The organism is Xanthomonas axonopodis pv. maculifoliigardeniae (assembly GCF_041519315.1).
Classification (GTDB): Bacteria; Pseudomonadota; Gammaproteobacteria; order Xanthomonadales; family Xanthomonadaceae; genus Xanthomonas; species Xanthomonas euvesicatoria.
On record NZ_CP167998.1, the window covers coordinates 4,246,909 to 4,267,671 of the forward strand.

Here is a 20,763-nt window from a genome sequence, read left to right on the forward strand (position 1 = left end):
AAGTGGAGGTGGGCCATGCGCATCTTTAGCGAACTGTTGTTTCAGCACGGCCACATTGCCAATGTGGCACTGGCCCAGCGCCTGGCGGAACCGGACACGGCAGTGGAGGCGATGCAAGGGCAGACCTCAATGGAATCGCCGGAATCTCCCGCGGAGCCACGGCAAGACGTTCAGACAATGACCGATCCGCCTTCGCAACGCCGGCGCGAGCGACGCATGGCGCGGCTCAGCCGACGCCTGCTGCGTGGCGTGACGGCATTGTCGCCGTTTCGCTGAAACGACAAGGCCCGCCTCTTGCGAGACGGGCCTTGAACACGCCATGCGGAGACCGCAGGCGGTGCGGCGACTCAGGCTTTCAGCGTGGCCAGGATGTCGTTGAAGGTCTTGCTCGGGCGCATCGCCTCGCTGACCTTGGCCAGGTCGGGATGGTAGTAACCGCCAATTTCCACCGGCCTGCCCTGCGCGCCGTTGAGTTCGCCCACGATGGTGGCTTCGTTCTCGGTCAGGGCCTTGGCCAGCGGCGCGAACTTGGCCTGCAATGCCGTGTCTTCGGTCTGCGCGGCCAGGGCCTGCGCCCAGTACATGGCCAGATAGAAGTGGCTGCCGCGGTTGTCGAGCTCGCCGACCTTGCGCGCGGGCGACTTGTTGTTGTCCAGGAACTGACCATTGGCGACATCCAGCGCCTTGGCCAGCACCGTGGCCGACGGATTGTCGTAACGGTTGCCCAGATGCTCGAGCGACGCGGCCAGGGCCAGGAATTCACCCAGCGAATCCCAGCGCAGGCAGTTCTCTTCGACGAACTGCTGCACATGCTTGGGCGCCGAACCACCGGCACCGGTTTCGAACAAACCGCCACCGGCCATCAGCGGCACGATGGAGAGCATCTTGGCGCTGGTGCCCAGTTCCATGATCGGGAACAGGTCGGTGAGGTAGTCGCGCAGCACGTTGCCGGTGACCGAGATGGTGTCCTGGCCCTTGCGGATGCGCTCCAGCGAGAACGTGGTCGCTTCCACCGGCGGCAGGATGCGGATATCCAGGCCGTTGGTGTCGTGATCCTTCAGATACTGCTCGACCTTGGCGATCACCTGCGCATCGTGTGCGCGCGCCTTGTCCAGCCAGAACACGGCCGGCGTCTCGCTCAGGCGGGCGCGCTCCACGGCCAGCTTCACCCAGTCCTGGATCGGCGCGTCCTTGACCTGGCACATGCGCCACAGATCGCCGGCTTCCACGGCGTGCTCGAACACCGTCTTGCCGTTGCCATCGGTGACCTTGACGGTGCCGGCAGCGGCCATCTGGAAGGTCTTGTCGTGCGAGCCGTATTCTTCGGCCTTCTGCGCCATCAGCCCCACGTTGGGCACCGAACCCATCGTGGCCGGATCGAACGCACCATGCGCCTTGCAGTCGTCGATCACCGCCTGGTACACGCCGGCATAGCAGCGGTCCGGAATCACCGCCTTGGTGTCCTGCAACTTGCCTTGGGCATTCCACATCTGGCCGGAGTCGCGAATCATCGCCGGCATGGAAGCATCGACGATCACGTCGCTGGGCACATGCAGGTTGGTGATGCCCTTGTCCGAATTGACCATCGCCAGGCCCGGGCGCTGCGCGTATTCGGCCTGGATATCGGCCTTGATTTCGGTTTGCTTCGCTTCCGGCAGCGACGTGATACGTGCGTACAGATCGCCGATGCCGTTGTTGGGATCGAAGCCGACCGACTTGAGCGCATCGGCATGCTTGCTCAGCGTGTCCTTGTAGAACTCGCCGACCACCACGCCGAACAGCACCGGGTCGGAGACCTTCATCATGGTGGCTTTCAGATGCACCGAGAACAGCACGTCGCGGGCCTTGGCATCGGCAATCTGCGCGTCGATGAAGCTGGCCAGCGCACGCTTGCTCAATACGGCAGCGTCGACGATTTCGCCCGCCTTCACCGCCACCTTGTCTTTCAGCACGGTGCTGCTGCCATCGTTGCCCACGAACTCGATCTTCAGCGTGCCGGCGTCGGCCAGCGTGGTGGACTGTTCGCTACCGAAGAAATCGCCAGACTCCATGTGCGACACGTGCGACTTGGAATCGCGGCTCCACTTGCCCATGCGGTGCGGATGCTTGCGCGCGTAGTTTTTTACCGACAGCGGTGCACGACGATCGGAATTGCCCTCGCGCAGCACCGGATTCACCGCGCTGCCCTTGACCTTGTCGTAGCGCGCCTTGATGTCTTTTTCCGCGGCATCCTTGGGTTCATCCGGATACGCCGGCAATGCATAGCCCTGGCCCTGCAGTTCCTTGATCGCGGCCTTGAGCTGCGGCACCGAGGCGCTGATGTTGGGCAGCTTGATGATGTTGGCTTCCGGCGTGGTGGCCAGCTCACCCAGTTCGGCCAGGTCGTCGGCGATCTTCTGCGTGTCGCTCAAATGCTCGGGAAACAGCGCCAGAATGCGGCCGGCCAGCGAGATATCGCGCGTTTCGACCACGATGCCGGCGGTATCGGTGTAGGCATCGATGATCGGCAGCAGCGACTGCGTGGCCAGGTAGGGTGCTTCGTCGGTGAGCGTGTACAGGATCTTCGGTGTCTTCGACATGAGGTGCGATGGCTCTTGTGGTCGGGAGGAGCGCCGGCATTCACGGACGATGGCAGTGGTGCGCGCGACGGGGTCGTTGATGCACACCGGTTAACCAGCGCGTTGGATGCGGCGATGGATCAGCACGGCATTGTCGCGTCTGAGCCGCGCCCGGGTAAAGCGACCACAGGCGGATGCTTCGTCCCGTCACCAGGGCAATCGACATGGATGCAGCTGTAACAAATGCGATGCAAAAAAAAGGCGCGACGTCATCGGTCGCGCCCTGCTTGGGTGGCTTGGTGCCACGTCGAGCCACCCGTTGACTGAAGCAGTGGCGACGCGCGGCCAAGGCTGCACATCCCACTCCATCACCCATCCTTACTTGACGGTGATGGTCTGCGGATTACCTGCAGGCTTGCCGTCCACCATCACCTGCGCGGTGTAGGTGCCGGCCGGCCAGCCATCGGGCTTGCTGAAGCTCAGGTTGGTGGTTTCCGCACCGGTGGTATTCAACGTCGCATTCTGTTCGCCGGCCACCTGGCCATCCTGGTAGGTCAGCTTCGCCGACACGGCCACGTTGCTGGCGCTGCCGTCGGTCTTGACCGAGACGATGATGGTGTCCTTGCTGCCGACACTGGTGGCCGGCGTCACCGTCTTGTCCGCCGCGGCCTGGGTGCCGACCGCCACGCTGGACACCGTCACTGCGCTGCCCATCGCAGCACCGCCATCGGTGCTGGCCGCACCGGTGGCGCTACCCTGGGCAGCCTGATCGCTCCCCGGCGGGGTGGCAGCCGGGCCGGGCATCGCGTCGGTTGCGGCACCGGACGTGGGGTCCTTGGAAACGCTGTCGTCGTCGGCCTTCTTGCTGCAGCCGGACACTGCGAGAACGCCGGCCAGGGCAAGGGCCAAGCTGCTCGAAACAGAGGTGATACGCATAAATCGATTCTCCGGTAGCCAGAACATCTGCAGTCGCAGTGCTCGAGTGGGTGTCTAGGTGTGTTGAATCGTGCCGCCGCCAGCGAGACTGGACGCCGACCTGCGATTACGACTTTGCAGGCAGGCGCAGTACCTGCCCGGGAAAGATCTTGTCCGGATCCTGCAGCGTCTCGCGGTTGGCTTCGAAAATACGTGGCCACAGATTGCCGTCGCCCAGATGGCGCTTGGCAATACTGGAGAGGCTGTCGCCGGCCTGGACGGTGACCGATTCTTCAACGAGCTGCGCGGTGCTTTGCACACTGGTGCGCACGTTGGAAAAATCCGGCGCAGGCGTCACTTCAGCGGTGCTATCGACCGATGAGGTGACGTTGGAGAAATCTGCTTTCTTGTCGACACTCATTGCTGCAATCCCTGTGCATCGCGGTGTCAGCAGGGTGCGCGGGGCGCTGTTAAGCGTGGATCGCGCCGCCGTGAAGCCCGCGCGATCCCGCATGAGCGCGATCTATTGGCGCAGGTCGCGGAAGATCGACAGCGGCGTCGGCACGCTGGCCGAACTGCGCAGCGGGTTGATGTCCAGGCCGCCACGACGTGTGTAGCGCGCTTCCACCACCAGCCACTGCGGCGCGCACTGGGTCAGCACGTCGTTGAAAATGCGCTCGACGCATTGCTCATGAAACTCGGCGTGGTCGCGGAAACTCACCAAATAACGCAGCAATCCCTCGCGATCGATCGGTGCGCCGCGGTAATGCAAGGTGACGCTGGCCCAATCCGGCTGACCAGTCACCGGGCAATTGGATTTGAGCAAGGCCGAGGTCAGCACTTCTTCCACCGCTGGCTGCGCGCGTGCGCAGAGATAGGCCGCGTTCGGCGGGCCGTAATCGTCGATGCTGACATCCAGCGCATCGATCGATTCGCCCTCGCCGACCGCATCGATCGGCGGCAGGCCGAACTCCACCGCCACATCGGCGCCGGCGCGCGTGGACAGGTCGGTGGCAATGCGCGTGCGTACCGCTTCGGCGCTGTTGAAGCGGGTGGCGTTGAGCGAGTTGAGATACAGCTTGAGCGACTTGGATTCGATCAGCGAAGGCGAATCGCAGGGCACATGCAAGGTGGCGGTGGCCACGCAGGGCTTGCCTTGCGCATCGAGCCAGCTGAGTTCGTAGGCATGCCAGCGATCGCGGCCGATAAACGGCAGCTCACCGGTCAGCCCGATGGCCTGGCGCCCGGCCGCACGCGGAATCGGAAACAGCAACGACGGGTCGTAGCCGCTCGGATAGGCGACCTCACGACCGAGGGTGGAATCTTCTGGGGTATTCATGCCGCCATTTTAGGCCGCACGGGCTGGCCGTGAGGTGTATGGCGAGGCGTATCACGGGCCAAGGGAGCACTCGCAGAGCATCGCTCGTGCCCAATCACCCCGCACCGCCGCCGGAAGCGAGAATCGCCCAGCCGCAGACGATTCCCGATTCCCGATTCACCCCTGCTGCAGATAATCCAGCGACACCTGCAACAGCGCGCGCAAGCCCACATCCAGCGACGACTCGTCCAGCAGGAACTGCGGCGAATGGTTGCTGGGTGCGGTGGCCGGATCGATACCCTTGGCGGTGGAGCCGACGAAGAAGAACATCGACGGCACCTGCTGGGCGTAGAACGAGAAATCTTCCGCGCCCATCTGCAACGGCGGCTCGTACACATTGTCGGCACCCACCACGGCCTGCAGGCTGGGCAGCATCTTCGCAGTCAATGCAGGGTCGTTGACGGTAGCCGGGTTGCCTGGCTGATCCGGCACCTGCGCCTGGACCTTGGCCCCGTGCGCGGCGGCGGTGTGTTCGGCCACGTTCTTGAGATCGGCAAAGATCTGCTGCCGCATGCCCTCGTCGAAGGTGCGGATGGTGCCCACCATTTCCACATCATCGGGGATGATGTTGTAGCGGATGCCGCCCTTGATCGCGCCGAAGCTGAGCACCGCCGGCTGCTTGGAGAGGTTGGCGCGGCGGCTGATCACCGTCTGCGCGGCGCCGATCATGTCGGCGCTGGCCACGATCGGGTCGATGCCGTTCCACGGCGCCGAGCCGTGGGTCTGGCGGCCGATCATCTTGATCGCGAAGCGGTCCGAGGCCGCCATCAGCGGGCCGCTGCGCACCGCGATCTTGCCGGCCTGCACGCTGGAGAACACATGCAGGCCGAACACCGCCTGCGGCTTGAAATCGGCGAACAGGCCTTCCTTGAGCATCAGCGAGGCGCCGCCCTCTTCGTTGCCGGGCGCGCCTTCTTCGGAGGGCTGGAAGATCAGCATCACTTCGCCGGGCAACTGCTCGCGCATGCCCACCAGCGCTTCGGCCACGCCGAGCAAGATCGCGGTATGCGCATCGTGGCCGCAGGCGTGCATCACCCCGACCTGCTCGCCGCGGTATTCGGCGGTGGCCTTGGAAGCGAACGGCAGCCCGGTCTGTTCTTTCACCGGCAGCGCGTCCATGTCGGCACGCAGCGCGATCTTCGGCCCCGGCTTGCCGCCCTTGATGATGGCCACCACGCCGTGATGGGCGATGCCGGTGCGCGGCTTGAGGCCCAGCTTGCGCAGCTGCGCGGCCACGGCGGCGGCAGTGCGCTCCTCGCGGTTGGACAACTCCGGATGCTGGTGGAAGTCGCGGCGCCATTGCACCAGCTTGGCCTGCAGCGGGGCGGCAGCGGCCCGAACTTCGGGCCGCTGCGCGGTCTGCGCGGTGGCGAGCGTGGGCAGGGCGAGCAGCAGCGCACTGGTCAGCAGGCGGGAGGGGCGCATCGGTAATCCTCGATAGATGGTTGCTTAATGTAGTGCAGGCGCGCGCCGGATGGGCTGCAGTGGGGCCCGATTCAGCCCGGCGGTCAACCGCGGCAGCCGTGGCGCGTTGCCGCTGCAGTGCACCTGTGACCGTTGCGGTCATTTCGCCAGCCGAGCCGTTACTTCAGTAACGCTCAATTGGCAGAGCGCAACGATATGCTTTGCACCGCCGCCCCCACGGTCGCATTCACGCGCCCGGCCCGCCCTCAGGAGTTGTCGCATGTCGCGTTTTTGGAAGATCACACTGCTGGTTGTCGCGGTGCTTGTCGTGGTGTTCGTCGCAATGCGGATGATGGGTGGGGGCAATCACGGCAAGCGCGCGGGCGCACCGGACGGCAATGACCCGGACAACAGCGGCCCGGTACCGGTGACGGTGGTGGCGGCCACCACGCAGGATGTTCCGGTCTATGCCAGCGCGCTTGGTACGGTCACCGCGCTCAATACGGTCACCGTCAGCCCGCAGGTGGGCGGCCAGCTGATGAGCCTGAACTTCAAGGAAGGCCAGGAAGTGAAGAAAGGCGATCTGCTCGCGCAGATCGATCCGCGCACGCTGCAGGCCAGCTACGACCAGGCGCTGGCGGCCAAACGCCAGAACCAGGCGCTGCTGGCGACCTCGCGGGTGAATTACCAGCGTTCCAACGACCCGGCCTACAAGCAGTACGTCTCGCGCACAGACCTGGACACCCAACGCAACCAGGTTGCCCAGTACGAGGCCGCGGTTGCGGCCAACGATGCGCAGATGCGCTCGGCGCAGGTGCAATTGCAGTTCACTCGCGTCACTGCGCCGATCGACGGCATCGCCGGCATCCGTGGCGTGGACGTGGGCAACATCGTCACCAGCAGCTCCACGATCGTCACCCTGACCCAGATCCGCCCGATCTACGTGTCTTTCAACCTGCCCGAGCGTGAGTTGCAGGCAGTGCGTACCGGTCAGACGGCGGCGCCACTGGCCGTGGCGGCATTGGATCGTGGCGATGCGCATGTGATCAGCAGCGACGGCAAGCTGGATGTGATCGACAACCGCATCTCCGCCGACAGCGGCACGTTCGGCGCACGCGCGATCTTCAACAACACCGACAACGCGCTGTGGCCGGGCCAGTTCGTCAATGTGCGCCTGCAGCTGCGCACCATCGCCGGCGGCACCGTGGTGCCGTCCCAGTCGGTGCAGCGCGGCCCCGACGGCGATTACGTGTACGTGGTGGGCAGCGACAACACCGCACAGATGCGCACCGTGGTGCAGGGCGTGGAGGTGGACGACAGCCATGTGCAGATCACCAAGGGCCTCAAGCCCGGCGAGCGCGTGGTGACCGAAGGCCAGTTCCGCCTGAAACCGGGCAGCAAGGTCAGCGCGCTCAAGCCGGGCGAGACGCCGCCGGAACCGACCGAGGCCGAACTCAAGGCCGCGAAGGACAAACAGAGCCGTGGTGGTGGCCCAGGCGGCCGTCGTGGCGGCGGTCCGCGCTAATCCTCGACCACCGGCGGCGGAACCTCCGTCGCCGATGTGCGCCGGCGCTGCATGCGCCGGCTTCGCTTGACGTCTTCAGCAAGGACACCCCCCGTGGGCTTTTCGACCATTTTCATCCGCCGCCCGATCGCCACTTCGTTGTTGATGGCCGGCGTCCTGCTGCTGGGCATCCTGGGCTACCGTCAATTGCCGGTCTCGGCATTGCCGGAAATCGACGCGCCCAGCCTGGTCGTCACCACCCAGTACCCCGGCGCCAATGCGACCACCATGGCCTCGCTGGTGACCACGCCGCTGGAGCGCCAGTTCGGGCAGATTTCCGGCCTGCAGATGATGACCTCCGATTCGTCGGCGGGCCTGTCCACGATCATTCTGCAGTTCTCGATGGAGCGCGATATCGATATCGCCTCGCAGGACGTGCAGGCGGCGATCCGTCAGGCCACCCTGCCCTCCTCGCTGCCGTACCAGCCGGTCTATAACCGGGTCAATCCGGCCGATGCGGCCATTCTCACGCTCAAGCTCACCTCCGATTCGCTGCCGCTGCGCGAGGTCAACCGCTACGCGGATGCGATCCTGGCCCAGCGCCTGTCGCAGGTGCCGGGCGTGGGCCTGGTGTCGATCGCCGGCAACGTGCGCCCTGCCGTGCGCATCCAGGTCAACCCGGCGCAGCTGTCGAACATGGGCCTGACCATGGAGTCGCTGCGCAGCGCGCTGACCCAGACCAACGTCAGTGCGCCCAAGGGCTCGCTCAACGGCAAGACCCAGTCCTACAGCATCGGCACCAACGACCAGCTCACCGACGCGGCGCAGTACCGCGAGACCATCATCAGCTACAAGGACGGCCGCCCGGTGCGGCTTGCCGACGTGGCCAACGTGGTCGATGGGGTGGAGAATGATCAGCTGGCCGCCTGGGCCGACGGCAAACAGGCGGTGCTGCTGGAGATCCGCCGCCAGCCCGGCGCCAACATCGTGCAGACGGTGGAGCAGATCCGCAACATCCTGCCGCAACTGCGGTCGGTGTTGCCGGCCGATGTGCATCTGGAGGTGTTCTCCGACCGCACCGAAACCATCCGCGCCTCGGTGCATGAGGTGAAGTTCACCCTGGTGCTGACCATCGCCCTGGTGGTGGCGGTGATCTTCGTGTTCCTGCGCCGGTTGTGGGCCACCATCATTCCCTCGGTGGCGGTGCCGTTGTCGCTGGCCGGCACCTTCGGGGTGATGGCCTTCGCCGGCATGTCGCTGGACAACCTCTCGTTGATGGCGCTGGTGGTGGCCACCGGGTTCGTGGTCGACGATGCGATCGTGATGATCGAAAACATCGTGCGCTACATCGAGCAGGGCAAGAGCGGGCCGGAAGCGGCCGAAATCGGCGCCAAACAGATCGGCTTCACCGTGTTGTCGCTGACCGTGTCGCTGGTGGCGGTGTTCCTGCCGCTGCTGCTGATGCCGGGCGTCACCGGGCGGTTATTCCACGAGTTTGCCTGGGTGCTGTCGATCGCGGTGGTCATCTCGATGCTGGTGTCGCTGACGCTGACGCCGATGATGTGCGCCTACCTGCTCAAGCCCGATGCCTTGCCCGAAGGCGAAGACGCGCACGAGCGCGCAACCGCCGCCGGCAAGACCAACCTGTGGACGCGCACCGTGGGCGCCTATGAGCGCAGCCTGGACTGGGTGCTTGCCCATCAACCGCTGACCCTGGGCGTGGCGATCGCTGCGGTGGCGTTGACGGTGGTGCTGTATGTGGCCATTCCCAAGGGCTTGCTGCCCGAGCAGGACACTGGCCTGATCACCGGGGTGGTGCAGGCCGACCAGAACGTGGCGTTCCCGCAGATGGAGCAACGCACCCAGGCGGTGGCCGCCGCGTTGCGCAAGGACCCGGCGGTGACCGGCGTGGCAGCCTTCATCGGCGCCGGCACCATGAACCCCACGCTCAACCAGGGCCAGCTGTCGATCGTGCTGAAGACGCGCGGCGACCGCGAGGGCCTGGACGAGGTGCTGCCGCGGCTGCAGAACGCCGTGGCCGGCATTCCGGGCGTGGCCTTGTTCCTCAAGCCGGTGCAGGACGTCACCCTGGACACGCGGGTGGCCGCCACCGAATACCAGTATTCGATCTCGGACGTGGACAGCAGCGAGCTGGCCACCTGGGCCGGGCGCATGACCGAGGCAATGCGCAAGCTGCCCGAGCTGGCGGATGTGGACAACAACTTGGCCAACCAGGGACGTGCGCTGGAACTGAGCATCGACCGCGACAAGGCCAGCATGCTCGGCGTGCCGATGCAGACCATCGACGACACGCTGTACGACTCCTTCGGCCAGCGCCAGATCTCCACCATCTTCACCGAGCTCAACCAGTACCGCGTCGTGCTGGAAGTGGCGCCGGAATTCCGCACCAGCACGGCCCTGATGAACCAGCTGGCCGTGGCCAGCAACGGCAGCGGCGCGCTCACCGGCACCAACGCCACCAGCTTCGGCCAGGTCACCTCGTCCAACTCGTCCACCGCCACCGGCGTGGGCGCGCAGAACACCGGCATCGTGGTCGGTGCCGGCAGCATCATTCCGCTGGCCGCGCTGGCCGAAGCCAAGGTCACCAATACACCGTTGGTGGTGAGCCACCAGCAGCAGCTGCCGGCCGTCACCATCTCGTTCAACCTGGCGCCGGGGCATTCGTTGTCGCAGGCGGTGGCGGCAATCGAGAAGGCGCGCGAAGAACTCAAGATTCCGACCCAGGTGCATGCGCAGTTCGTCGGCAAGGCCGCCGAATTCACCGGCAGCCAGACCGATATCGTGTGGCTGCTGCTGGCCTCGATCGTGGTGATCTACATCGTGCTGGGCGTGTTGTACGAAAGCTACATCCACCCGTTGACCATCATCTCCACGCTGCCGCCGGCCGGTGTCGGTGCGTTGCTGGCGCTGATGCTGTGCGGGCTGAGCCTGTCGGTGGACGGTATCGTCGGCATCGTGCTGCTGATCGGCATCGTCAAGAAGAACGCCATCATGATGATCGACTTCGCCATCGACGCACGCCGCGAAGGGGCGAGCGCGCACGATGCGATCCGGCGCGCCTGCCTGCTGCGCTTCCGCCCGATCATGATGACCACCGCTGCCGCCATGCTGGGCGCGTTGCCGCTGGCGCTGGGCACCGGCATCGGCTCGGAACTGCGCCGCCCGCTGGGCATCGCGATCGTCGGCGGGCTGCTGCTGTCGCAGCTGGTCACGCTGTACACCACCCCGGTGATCTACCTGTACATGGAACGCGCCGGCGAGCGGCTGCGCGCCTGGCGCGCGCGCCGCGCAGCGCGCCATGACGGCGCAACACCGGCATCTACCTCGGAGCGATCGGCATGACGACTGCTGACGTCTTCGCTGATCGCTCTGCCTGCCCACGGCATCGCCTGCGCGCACGCACGCGTGGAGGCCGCGCTGGCTGTTGCCTTTACCGATTCCCGAATCCCGAATCCCGATTCCCGGCAGTCACCCGATGAACATCTCCGCGCCCTTCATCAAGCGCCCGATCGGCACCTCGCTGCTGGCGATCGGTTTGTTCGTGATCGGATTGATGTGCTACCTGCGGCTGGGCGTGGCGGCGCTGCCGAACATCCAGATTCCGATCATCTTCGTGCACGCCACCCAATCCGGTGCCGACGCCAGCACCATGGCCTCCACCGTCACCGCGCCGCTGGAACGTCACCTGGGCCAATTGCCCGGGATCGACCGCATGCGCTCGTCCAGTTCGGAGAGCAGCAGCCTGGTCGTGCTGGTGTTCCAGAGCAGCCGCAACATCGATTCGGCCGCGCAGGACATCCAGACCGCCATCAACGCATCGCAATCGGACCTGCCTTCCGGGCTCGGGACGCCGATGTACTCCAAGGCCAACCCGAACGACGACCCGGTGATCGCCATCGCGTTGACCTCGGAGACGCAATCGGCCGACGAGCTCTACAACGTGGCCGATTCGCTGCTGGCGCAGCGGCTGCGCCAGATCACCGGCATCAGCTCGGTGGACATCGCCGGTGCGTCCACCCCGGCAGTCCGCGTGGACGTGGACCTGCGCGCACTCAATGCGCTGGGCCTGACCCCGGACGATCTGCGCAATGCGGTGCGCGCGGCCAATGTGACCTCGCCGACCGGATTCCTGTCCGACGGCAACACCACCATGGCCATCATCTCCAACGATTCGGTGTCCAAGGCCGCCGATTTTGCGCAGCTGGCCATCTCCACCCAGTCCAACGGACGCATCGTGCGGCTGGGCGATGTGGCCACCGTTTACGACGGCCAGCAGGATGCCTATCAAGCCGCCTGGTTCGACGGCAAACCGGCGGTGGTGATGTACGCCTTCACCCGCGCCGGCGCCAACATCGTCGAAACCGTCGACCAGGTGAAGGCGCAGATCCCCGAACTGCGCAGCTATCTGCAGCCCGGCACCACGCTCACGCCCTATTTCGACCGCACGCCCACCATTCGCGCCTCGCTGCACGAGGTGCAGGCCACGCTGATGATCAGCCTGGCGATGGTGATCCTGACCATGGCGCTGTTCCTGCGCCGGCTGGCGCCCACCCTGATCGCCGCAGTCACCGTGCCGCTGTCGCTGGCCGGCTCGGCGCTGGTGATGTACGTGCTCGGCTTCACCTTGAACAACCTCAGCCTGCTGGCGTTGGTCATTGCGATTGGCTTTGTCGTCGACGATGCGATCGTGGTGATCGAAAACGTCATGCGGCATCTGGACGAAGGCATGTCGCGCCTGGACGCGGCGTTGGCCGGTGCGCGCGAGATCGGGTTCACCATCGTGTCGATCACCGCCTCGCTGGTGGCGGTGTTCATCCCGATGCTGTTCGCCAGCGGCATGATCGGTGCGTTCTTCCGCGAGTTCACCGTGACGTTGGTGGCGGCGATCGTGGTGTCGATGCTGGTGTCGCTGACCTTGACGCCGGCGCTGTGCAGCCGTTTCCTGTCGCCGCACGCCGAGCCTGAAAAACCCGGCCGTTTCGGCGCCTGGCTGGACCGCATGCACGAACGCATGCTGCGCGTGTACACGGTGGCGCTGGATTTCTCGCTGCGCCATGCACTCCTGCTGTCGTTGACGCCGTTGTTGCTGATTGCCGCCACCCTCTTCCTGGGCAGTGCGGTCAAGAAGGGCTCGTTTCCCGCGCAGGACACCGGCCTGATCTGGGGCCGCGCCAATTCCAGCGCCACGGTGTCCTTCGCCGATATGGTCAGCCGCCAGCGCCGCATCACCGACATGCTGATGGCAGACCCGGCGGTGAAAACCGTCGGCGCACGCCTGGGCTCCGGCCGTCAGGGCTCCAGCGCATCGTTCAATATCGAGCTCAAAAAGCGCGATGAGGGCCGTCGCGACACCACCGCCGAAGTGGTCGCGCGCCTGAGCGCCAAGGCCGACCGTTACCCGGACCTGGACCTGCGCCTGCGTGCGATCCAGGACCTGCCCAGCGACGGCGGCGGCGGCACCAGCCAGGGCGCGCAATACCGCGTGTCGCTGCAGGGCAACGACCTGGCGCAGCTGCAGGAATGGCTTCCCAAACTGCAGGCCGCGCTGAAAAAGAACCCGCACCTGCGCGATGTCGGTACCGACGTGGATACCGCCGGCCTGCGCCAGAACATCGTGATCGACCGTGCCAAGGCGGCGCGCCTGGGCATCTCGGTGGGCGCCATCGATGGTGCGCTGTATGGCGCGTTCGGCCAGCGCTCCATTTCCACCATCTATTCCGACCTCAATCAGTACAGCGTGGTGGTCAATGCATTGCCGTCGCAGACGGCCACCCCCAAGGCGCTGGATCAGATCTTCGTGCCCAACCGTGCCGGCCAGATGGTGCCGATCACCGCGGTCGCCACCCAGGTACCGGGCCTGGCGCCGCCGCAGATCATCCACGAAAACCAGTACACCACGATGGACCTGAGCTACAACCTGGCGCCGGGCGTCAGCACGGGCGAGGCGGATCTGATCATCAAATCCACCGTGGAGGGCCTGCGCATGCCCGACGGCATCCGCCTCAGTGGCGACGACAGCTTCAACGTGCAGCTCAGTCCCAATTCGATGGGCATCCTGCTGCTGGCCGCGGTCCTCACGGTCTACATCGTGCTGGGCATGCTCTACGAGAGCCTGATCCATCCGGTGACCATCCTGTCCACCTTGCCGGCCGCCGGCGTGGGCGCGCTGCTGGCGTTGTTCATCACCAACACCGAATTGTCGGTCATCTCGATGATTGCGCTGGTGCTGCTGATCGGCATCGTCAAGAAGAACGCCATCATGATGATCGACTTCGCGCTAGTGGCGCAGCGCGTGCACGGCATGGATGCGCGCGCAGCCGCACGCGAGGCCTCGATCGTGCGCTTCCGCCCGATCATGATGACCACGATGGTGGCGATCCTGGCCGCCGTGCCGCTGGCGGTGGGCCTGGGTGAAGGCTCGGAGCTGCGTCGTCCGCTGGGCATCGCGATGATCGGCGGGCTGGTGTTCTCACAGAGCCTGACCCTGCTCAGCACCCCGGCGCTGTACGTGATCTTCTCGTGCCTGAGCGAGCGCTGGAAGGCGCGTCGCGCCCGTGCGCGCGCACGCCGTTCAGAACGCGCGGCAGCGCGTCGCCCGGCCACCCCGGCGCATTGAGGTTTCGCCTCGACTGACCCGCCCGGCCCGGCAGCGCAGCCTCGGTGCGAGCAACCGGAAACACGCAGGCGCTCGTCTGCGTGTGGACCCATGCCGTGGGGCGAGGACACCTGCGCAAAGCAAGCACGGACGCATGCGCTGAGCCCGGCTTGATACCGCCGACGCATGCGGCATGCGGCATGCCGCGATGCTACGCAAGCAACCCCTGCAAGGACTCCCGCTCCAGCTGCGCATACAGCGCGAATTCGTCGTGCACCTGCGCACCGAGCGCCTGCTCGAAACTGCGCTTGCTCGAATGGGCGGCATAGGCGCGTTGCTCGGCACCACCGAGGTTGGATTGGAAGATGCCGGCCGCGCTGACCGGCAAAAAATCTTCGTAAATGATCGGGTCGGCACTGACCAGGCCGAGCGCGATCGCGGTTTCTGCCGGCATGGCGGCCACCTGCGCGGGGTCGGCGCGGCCGGCATCGGTGAGCGCATAGCGGAAATAGCCCAGCCCTTCCTGCCGCAGCAACGCCTCGTCGTCGGGGAAGGCCACGAAGGCGGTCTGCAGCCGGGTGGCGTAATCGGTTCCGGTGCTGCCGGCGCCATCGGCATCGCGCGCCTGCGCCAGCAGCGCGTCGTACAGCGCGCGACCCTTTGGCGTGAGGGCAAGGCCGCGCTGCTCGATCTCGCCGAAGCGTGCGGTATGCGTGCCGTGTTCCGGTTGCCCGCCATCGCCGACAAAACGCACCGGCTCTTCCAGCGCCTTGAAACTGGTCTGCCGCAACAGGATCGGTACGCGTCGACGCGGCGGCCCCTCGATCACCGCCTTGGCATCGATACCGGCGCGCTGCATCTGTTCCTGCGCGGCATCGATATCCAGCGTGCGTGGCGTGAGGTGATTGATGTGCGGGCCGTGGAAGCTCACCACATCGGCAATCAACTTATGCGCCTGGCTCAGCGCGCGATAGGTCGGCAACGACACCGTGGCATCGCCATGCCAGCGGAAGGTTTCCAGCGCTTGGGCCACGAACTGCCGTGCCTGATCGGCATCCAGCCCGCCCTGCTGTTCGTAGCGCTCGATCAACTGCACGGCGCCGGCGGTAAAGATCTGCCGCTGCTGCAGGATCTGCTCGGCCTGTGCGCGCAGGGCGGCGTCTTCGATCAGTTCCAGCCGCAGCAGCGAGGTGAACACGCGAAACGGATTTGCCGACAGCGCCGCCTCGTCGATCGGGCGGAATGCGGTGGAATGCACCGGCACGCCGGCCACCGACAGGTCGTAATAGCCCACCGGCTGCATGCCCATCACTGCGAACAACCGACGCAAGGTCGCCAGTTCGGCCGCCGTGCCGACGCGGATGGCGCCGTGCCGTTCCAGATCCAGCCGCGCGCGCTCGTCGTTGCGCTGCAGCCGCTGCGCCAGCGCCGGATTGGCTTGCAGCGTCTGCGCGTTGACCTGCGCCACCAGCGACATCAGGTCGCCATACAACGGCACCTCGGTGCGATACATGTCCGACATCGCCTGGGCGAACCAGCTGCGGATCTGATCGGGAGAGACAAAGGCGGTATCGCGCATGGGCTGGTCTTGGGCAGGTGCCGGCCGAACGCCAGCGGTAGCGCATTCTCGCCGACCGCGGCCTGGGTCGACCAGCGGCACGGCAGCATCGCAGGCGACGTGTTGTTGCGCAGACAGCCGCGCCATGCCGGCAAGTGCATGGCGCAACGACGCAGCGACCGCGTCAGAGCCCGGCCTGCACCGCCGCTTCGGCCGCTTCGCTCGCCTGGCGCGCCGCTTCCAGGCGCTGCGCATGATCGCCGAGCTGGCGCCGCAGCAATGCGTCCAGGGTGATCGGACGTTCCCAGCGGTCGTAGCTGGCCACGATGGCATGCCGCAGTGCGCGCATGTGCAGGTTGTCCGGTGCCACCGACAGCCGCGTGACCACACCCTCCCAGCCATCGCGATGGTCGCGGCTGTAAGCGCGTACCGTGTCCCGGCACGACAGCTGCACGGTCTGCGCCCAGAAGCACGCGAAATAGATGTCGCCGGCATGCCAGCCGTGCACTTGCAGCAGCGCCTGCACATACGCGCGCGGCGTGCCGGTATAGCGCGCCACCTCGTCGATGAAGCTGGCCGGATAGCGCTGCGCATAACTGCCCATATCGGCCAGGTGCTGATCCACCCAGGCGTCGCCGGTGCCTGGCGTCACCGCTGGCGCCGCTTCTTCCGTTGCAGCTGCGGTCGCCGATGCCGGCGAGGCCTGCGCTGCGCCCAGCGCCGGCCACAGCGAGGCCATCAGCAATGGCACGGAGCGCAACACGGATGAGCAAGAGACAGGCATGCAGCGATGATGCCGCATGCGTGCGGTGCTGTCAGGCGGGCGCCGGGTCAAGCGCCGCTGCTGGGCGCCTGGCACACCCGCGTATCAACGCCCACGCCTGGCGAGGAAGCGCAGCGCAGTGCCCCAGGTGCGCTATCGGGCATAGATCAGCGCGTCGGCCGCAGCGGCCCCGTGCGCACTGATTTCAACCAGCCATTGCAGTGGTCGTCAGCCGCGGCGCGCAGTCCAAGGTCCGGCGAAAGATCGGCCACGGCGATCTGCGCGGCAATGACACGGTACGTCCAATGGATGGCGTGGGCCGCACCCTGACTCCTAGCGCAGCTCGTAAAACCCGAACTGGTGAACCTCGCGGCAACCGCTCAGATCGCAGGAGCCGATGTAGCCGGGGCCGATGTAACGCTGGCGTGCGTCGCGGTTGTGCGGACTGCTGTACGGATCCGTACCATACAGACCATTGCCATAATACATCTGGCCGTAGGGGCGGTTGCGCGAAGCACCAAGGCGAAGTGGGCCACCACCGGCCCGATATCCGCCATCGCCCACATACCGGTCGTCGTACCCGGCGCCGACAAACCCGTCGCTGCGAACGCGCTCGCTCGCTCGAGCCTGCGACCTGGCGACACTCTCGCCGTGCGCATCCACATAGCCATGCTCACGATCGAAGCGCACCTTACGGAAATACACCAACTCACCGCCCACACGGCGCGTTTGCAGGCGTACGTAATCGCCGCCGTCGTCGTAGTAAGGCTGCCCGTCGCGAAAGGTGACTTCGCTCGGGTTGATGATTTCCTCTTCCAGCTCGGCGGCAGCCAGCGGTGCGGCACCGATCAGCAGCCCGAGCAACAAGGCCAAACCGGCGCGCTGGGCAACGGACACCATGGTCATCGGCACTCCCTCCAAGCTCCGGCCGCGCACGCATGCACAGCCGTAAACATCCTGTCGTTGGGCGCGTGAGGCGCCCGCGCGTTGACGCATCAACTTACCAAACCAGCATAGCCGCAACAACGGCGCCCCACCCCAGCTTAGCCCTGCCGCCGCGCCAACGCATCCAGCGCCTGCACCGCTGCCGGCCAGCCGGCGGCGTCGGGCACTTCGCGCATGCGCGGTTCGTCGGCCGCGACCCCGTGCTCTTGTTCGTGCGCCCAGGTCACCGCGTACGGGGTGTAGATGCCCCAACCACCGATGGCCAGTACCGGTTCCACATCCGAACGCAGCGAATTGCCGATCATTGCAAACTGCTGCGCCGGCAAACCGAATTCGCCGAGCACGCGCGCATAAGTCCGGGGATCCTTTTCGGACACCACTTCCACCCGCGGGAACAGATCGGCCAGGCCAGATTGCTCGATCTTCTGCTCCTGGTGAAACAGGTCGCCCTTGGTGATCAGCACCACTTGGTACTCGGCGGCAATCGCACTGACTGCCTCGCGCACCCCGGCAATCACTTCCACCGGATGCTGCAGCGTGGCGCGGCCGATCTCGACGATGCGCTGGATATCGTGCGCGGCAATGCGCGCCTGGGTCAGTTCGATCGCGGTTTCGATCATCGACAGCGTCATGCCCTTGGCGCCATACCCGAAGACCTTGAGGTTGCGCCGCTCCACCGCCAGCAAATGCTGCTGCATGCGGCTGTCACCCAGATCCAGGTACCCGGCCAGGATCGCTTCGAAATCCGCTTCGGCAGTGCGGTAATAGTCCTCGCTTTTCCAGAGGGTATCGTCGCCATCGAAGCCGACCAGTTGGATCGCCTGGCCGTCGCGCTGTGCAAGTGAGCTCATCGGGCAAGTTTAGCAGCGCACGGGTATGGCACCGTGCTCAATCGCCTGCAGCATCGCCCGGGCCAGGCTGATAGCTGGCGAATTCCTCGCGCGACAGACGCCCGTCGCCATTGCTGTCGAAGCTGGCGAAGTTTTCGCGCAACACCGGGTCGGCGCTTGCTTCGGCCAGCGTCAGCGATCCGTCGGCGTCTGTATCCAGGCTACGGAAACTGCGCGGTGCCAGGCTGCCGGCGGCGGCAGCGGACGCCTCGGCACCGCTCGTGGACTTGGCGGGCCCGGGTGCCGTCGGCAGCAGGGGCGTGGTGGCCGGAGCCGGCGGATCGATCGGCAACGGCGACATCGCCGGTGTGGTGCTGCCAGCGGTTGCCGGCACCGACGTCGTCGGGGTGGCGGGCGGCAACACCGGCGGTGCGGCGAGCGCAAGCACGGGGTTCGCCAACCCGAGCAGAAGGGCAAGACGTAAGTGCGACATGATCGATGAGCGCTCGACACGGAACGGCTCACCCTAACGCGGCAGACGTCAACAAAACGGGAGCGACCCTGGCAGATCGCTCCCGCGTGTCCATCCTGTTGCTGGTGCAGGTCAAGCTGGTCGCTGAGCGCCGACGGGACTCTGTGCCGGCGCGTTGCTTGCCTTACTTCCTCAAACCAGCGCTATGTTGAACGTGGCTTAGTTGCCCTGCGAACCGGTGGCACCGCCACCCTGCTGCTTGGCGACGAAGGCCTTGTACTCATCCGGGGTCAGCTTGCCATCGGTGTTGCCGTCGGCCTGATCGAAGATCTGCGCGAGGCCGGCGTTGACCTGCGCTTCCTGCTTGCTGATGGCGCCATCGCTGTCGGTGTCCACGCTGGCCCAGGTCTGGCCGCCACCGGAGCTTGCACCGCTCGATTGTGCGGAGGTGGCCGAACTGCCCGATTGCGCCGCTGCGTCCTGAGAAGTGCTTTGCGCCATCGCCGGCAGCGCCAGGGCGGCAGCAAGAGCGGCGGTAGCGGCGAGCAGCGAGGTGCGGTTGCGATTCTTCATTGGGGTGGTCTCCTTATGCTTGGGAATGCGCGGGTGTCGCCGCACATGGCACCACCCTACCCATCGCAAATGAACGCCCAACCCGGCGTAATTTCGCGCAAAACAGGCTTTTAACCACCGCCTGAATATTTGCGGCTAAGCGCCTGTTAGGCGTAAGTGAGTCAAACCGAAGCGCCTCATTCAATGCATGGAATTTTGCGACCTGCCCCGCACTTTATGCCGCACGCTCAGGCACTTGGCGGGTCGTTTTCCCAGCTCCCGGAACTGAACAGTTTCCAACCCAGCACCACGCCAGCGAGCGCGCCGGCCACTTCCAGCACCACGCGCGAGCCCAGTTCGTTGGGGTCGTGGATCTTGGCCAGCGCCAGGCGCGCATACAACGGCGATTCCAGCCGCACGATGCTGGTGTAGACGAGATGCCAGATGTCGTATCCGGCACCGATGGCCACGGCCAGCAGGCACGCAATGCCCAGCGTGTGGCCATGGTTGAACTGCAACCGTCGCCCGCCCCGCTCCACTGCCGCAAAGACCACCACGCCCAGGACGAGCGCAATCAGCCCGGCCTCCAGTGAACCGAGCAGGCCGAAATGCAAGGGCAGATTCATTGTGACGATCCAGGCAGCAGGCGCACCAGTCTAGCGGCTGCAGCGCCCGGATCCGCGCGCCTTGCAACGCGGGTGCCCTGAACGAACCGGAGGCTGCCAGGCCCATGGCGCGGCCGTGACGACCTGCAGATGACAGGCGATTGCCGGCATACGCATGCCACCGGGCGCGCTACTGTCGCGTATCACAATCACAGGCGGGCCAGATGCGGCCGCCCGCACAATGGCTCAGGCGTCGTCCTGACCACGCGCAGTCACCTGCGCTTCGCCTTCTTCGTCCCAGCGCACGCTTACCGCAATCGGCTTGCAGCAGACCTGGCAATCTTCGATGTAATGCTGATCGCCGCCCGTCAGGTCCAGCGCCAGCGTGATCCACTCCCCGCAGTACGGGCAGGCGATATCGACAAAGCGTTCCGGGTCGGACATGACGGTTCCTTGGATCTATCGAAGCCAGTGACCGGACGTGGCGGGCGACCCCGGCCGATGCTGCTGGCGGACATCGGAGTGTACGACTGGCGCTGCGCTGGTGCTTGCGCCGTGCCGGTGAGGCGACCGATGCCAGCACGATCTGCATGAGGCGAGCGCGCGCCCGACCATGTAAGTGCGGCCGACGTCGACACGCTGCCTGCCTCCACGGCTCTCGCG

Annotated in this window: 17 protein-coding genes; 4 read left to right on the forward strand and 13 right to left on the reverse strand. The window is 65.7% G+C overall.

The features are described from left to right. The first annotated feature begins 15 nt into the window (after positions 1 to 15). Positions 16 to 276: a hypothetical protein gene (locus ACDH77_RS18105; protein ID WP_008577373.1), complete on the forward strand. Its 261-nt coding sequence runs from the start codon at positions 16 to 18 to the stop codon at positions 274 to 276. A 71-nt stretch (positions 277 to 347) separates the two neighbouring features. Here the strand turns inward: ACDH77_RS18105 and ACDH77_RS18110 are convergent, their stop codons facing one another. The 5 genes from ACDH77_RS18110 to ACDH77_RS18130 form a co-directional block, all read right to left on the reverse strand. Further along, the gene (locus tag ACDH77_RS18110) at positions 348 to 2,579 is read right to left on the reverse strand and encodes an NADP-dependent isocitrate dehydrogenase (protein WP_008577375.1); all 2,232 of its coding nucleotides are present in this window, start codon (positions 2,577 to 2,579) and stop codon (positions 348 to 350) included. A 357-nt stretch (positions 2,580 to 2,936) separates the two neighbouring features. Further along, positions 2,937 to 3,494 carry a hypothetical protein gene (locus ACDH77_RS18115; protein WP_031425119.1) on the reverse strand — a complete coding sequence of 186 codons (558 nt, stop codon included), beginning with the start codon at positions 3,492 to 3,494 and terminating at the stop codon, positions 2,937 to 2,939. 106 nt (positions 3,495 to 3,600) lie between these two features. Beyond that, complete coding sequence (locus tag ACDH77_RS18120) at positions 3,601 to 3,894, reverse strand: LysM peptidoglycan-binding domain-containing protein (RefSeq protein WP_003484545.1); 294 nt, start codon at positions 3,892 to 3,894, stop codon at positions 3,601 to 3,603. A 102-nt stretch (positions 3,895 to 3,996) separates the two neighbouring features. Continuing rightward, entirely contained in the window at positions 3,997 to 4,812 is an 816-nt protein-coding gene (gene queF / locus ACDH77_RS18125; RefSeq protein ID WP_011348812.1) for an NADPH-dependent 7-cyano-7-deazaguanine reductase QueF, read from the reverse strand. A gap of 156 nt (positions 4,813 to 4,968) precedes the next feature. Then, positions 4,969 to 6,276, reverse strand: a complete 1,308-nt coding sequence (locus ACDH77_RS18130) for a M20 family metallopeptidase (protein WP_372353576.1) — start codon at positions 6,274 to 6,276, stop codon at positions 4,969 to 4,971. A gap of 259 nt (positions 6,277 to 6,535) precedes the next feature. On the opposite strand from ACDH77_RS18130, the gene ACDH77_RS18135 reads away from it, so the two are divergent. The 3 genes from ACDH77_RS18135 to ACDH77_RS18145 all read left to right on the forward strand — a co-directional run bounded on the left by ACDH77_RS18135 (position 6,536) and on the right by ACDH77_RS18145 (position 14,396). Beyond that, positions 6,536 to 7,780: an efflux RND transporter periplasmic adaptor subunit gene (locus ACDH77_RS18135; RefSeq protein WP_008577384.1), complete on the forward strand. Its 1,245-nt coding sequence runs from the start codon at positions 6,536 to 6,538 to the stop codon at positions 7,778 to 7,780. Between the two features lie 93 nt (positions 7,781 to 7,873). After that, positions 7,874 to 11,122: an efflux RND transporter permease subunit gene (locus tag ACDH77_RS18140; RefSeq protein ID WP_014091248.1), complete on the forward strand. Its 3,249-nt coding sequence runs from the start codon at positions 7,874 to 7,876 to the stop codon at positions 11,120 to 11,122. A gap of 133 nt (positions 11,123 to 11,255) precedes the next feature. Beyond that, positions 11,256 to 14,396, forward strand: coding sequence for an efflux RND transporter permease subunit (locus ACDH77_RS18145; protein WP_031425122.1), 3,141 nt, complete (start codon positions 11,256 to 11,258; stop codon positions 14,394 to 14,396). A gap of 190 nt (positions 14,397 to 14,586) precedes the next feature. Here ACDH77_RS18145 and ACDH77_RS18150 read toward each other — a convergent pair whose 3' ends face one another. From ACDH77_RS18150 to ACDH77_RS18185, 8 genes are all read right to left on the reverse strand, one after another. Then, positions 14,587 to 15,954 carry a VOC family protein gene (locus ACDH77_RS18150; protein ID WP_372183760.1) on the reverse strand — a complete coding sequence of 456 codons (1,368 nt, stop codon included), beginning with the start codon at positions 15,952 to 15,954 and terminating at the stop codon, positions 14,587 to 14,589. Positions 15,955 to 16,117: 163 nt separating this feature from the next. Next, positions 16,118 to 16,735, reverse strand: a complete 618-nt coding sequence (locus ACDH77_RS18155) for a hypothetical protein (RefSeq protein WP_372353577.1) — start codon at positions 16,733 to 16,735, stop codon at positions 16,118 to 16,120. 294 nt (positions 16,736 to 17,029) lie between these two features. Beyond that, positions 17,030 to 17,602: a hypothetical protein gene (locus tag ACDH77_RS18160; protein WP_372353578.1), complete on the reverse strand. Its 573-nt coding sequence runs from the start codon at positions 17,600 to 17,602 to the stop codon at positions 17,030 to 17,032. A gap of 137 nt (positions 17,603 to 17,739) precedes the next feature. Beyond that, the gene (locus ACDH77_RS18165; RefSeq protein ID WP_031425129.1) at positions 17,740 to 18,492 is read right to left on the reverse strand and encodes an HAD family hydrolase; all 753 of its coding nucleotides are present in this window, start codon (positions 18,490 to 18,492) and stop codon (positions 17,740 to 17,742) included. Positions 18,493 to 18,529: 37 nt separating this feature from the next. Further along, complete coding sequence (locus ACDH77_RS18170; RefSeq protein WP_029820509.1) at positions 18,530 to 18,931, reverse strand: EF-hand domain-containing protein; 402 nt, start codon at positions 18,929 to 18,931, stop codon at positions 18,530 to 18,532. Positions 18,932 to 19,162: 231 nt separating this feature from the next. Beyond that, complete coding sequence (locus tag ACDH77_RS18175) at positions 19,163 to 19,516, reverse strand: hypothetical protein (protein WP_005911460.1); 354 nt, start codon at positions 19,514 to 19,516, stop codon at positions 19,163 to 19,165. 227 nt (positions 19,517 to 19,743) lie between these two features. Beyond that, entirely contained in the window at positions 19,744 to 20,121 is a 378-nt protein-coding gene (locus ACDH77_RS18180) for a hypothetical protein (protein ID WP_031425131.1), read from the reverse strand. A gap of 225 nt (positions 20,122 to 20,346) precedes the next feature. Next, the gene (locus tag ACDH77_RS18185; RefSeq protein ID WP_008577403.1) at positions 20,347 to 20,544 is read right to left on the reverse strand and encodes a CPXCG motif-containing cysteine-rich protein; all 198 of its coding nucleotides are present in this window, start codon (positions 20,542 to 20,544) and stop codon (positions 20,347 to 20,349) included. Between the last annotated feature and the right edge of the window lie 219 nt (positions 20,545 to 20,763).

Bases quoted from the DNA above. Each gene is read 5' to 3' on its own strand.
- ACDH77_RS18150 (WP_372183760.1), bottom strand. From the start codon at position 15,954: ATGCGCGATACCGCCTTTGTCTCTCCCGATCAGATCCGCAGCTGGTTC.
- ACDH77_RS18175 (WP_005911460.1), bottom strand. From the start codon at position 19,516: ATGAAGAATCGCAACCGCACCTCGCTGCTCGCCGCTACCGCCGCTCTT.
- ACDH77_RS18155 (WP_372353577.1), bottom strand. From the start codon at position 16,735: ATGCGGCATCATCGCTGCATGCCTGTCTCTTGCTCATCCGTGTTGCGC.
- ACDH77_RS18130 (WP_372353576.1), bottom strand. From the start codon at position 6,276: ATGCGCCCCTCCCGCCTGCTGACCAGTGCGCTGCTGCTCGCCCTGCCC.
- ACDH77_RS18180 (WP_031425131.1), bottom strand. From the start codon at position 20,121: ATGAATCTGCCCTTGCATTTCGGCCTGCTCGGTTCACTGGAGGCCGGG.
- ACDH77_RS18160 (WP_372353578.1), bottom strand. From the start codon at position 17,602: ATGACCATGGTGTCCGTTGCCCAGCGCGCCGGTTTGGCCTTGTTGCTC.
- ACDH77_RS18115 (WP_031425119.1), bottom strand. From the start codon at position 3,494: ATGCGTATCACCTCTGTTTCGAGCAGCTTGGCCCTTGCCCTGGCCGGC.
- ACDH77_RS18120 (WP_003484545.1), bottom strand. From the start codon at position 3,894: ATGAGTGTCGACAAGAAAGCAGATTTCTCCAACGTCACCTCATCGGTC.
- ACDH77_RS18105 (WP_008577373.1), top strand. From the start codon at position 16: ATGCGCATCTTTAGCGAACTGTTGTTTCAGCACGGCCACATTGCCAAT.
- ACDH77_RS18135 (WP_008577384.1), top strand. From the start codon at position 6,536: ATGTCGCGTTTTTGGAAGATCACACTGCTGGTTGTCGCGGTGCTTGTC.
- queF (WP_011348812.1), bottom strand. From the start codon at position 4,812: ATGAATACCCCAGAAGATTCCACCCTCGGTCGTGAGGTCGCCTATCCG.
- ACDH77_RS18110 (WP_008577375.1), bottom strand. From the start codon at position 2,579: ATGTCGAAGACACCGAAGATCCTGTACACGCTCACCGACGAAGCACCC.
- ACDH77_RS18145 (WP_031425122.1), top strand. From the start codon at position 11,256: ATGAACATCTCCGCGCCCTTCATCAAGCGCCCGATCGGCACCTCGCTG.
- ACDH77_RS18185 (WP_008577403.1), bottom strand. From the start codon at position 20,544: ATGTCCGACCCGGAACGCTTTGTCGATATCGCCTGCCCGTACTGCGGG.
- ACDH77_RS18165 (WP_031425129.1), bottom strand. From the start codon at position 18,492: ATGAGCTCACTTGCACAGCGCGACGGCCAGGCGATCCAACTGGTCGGC.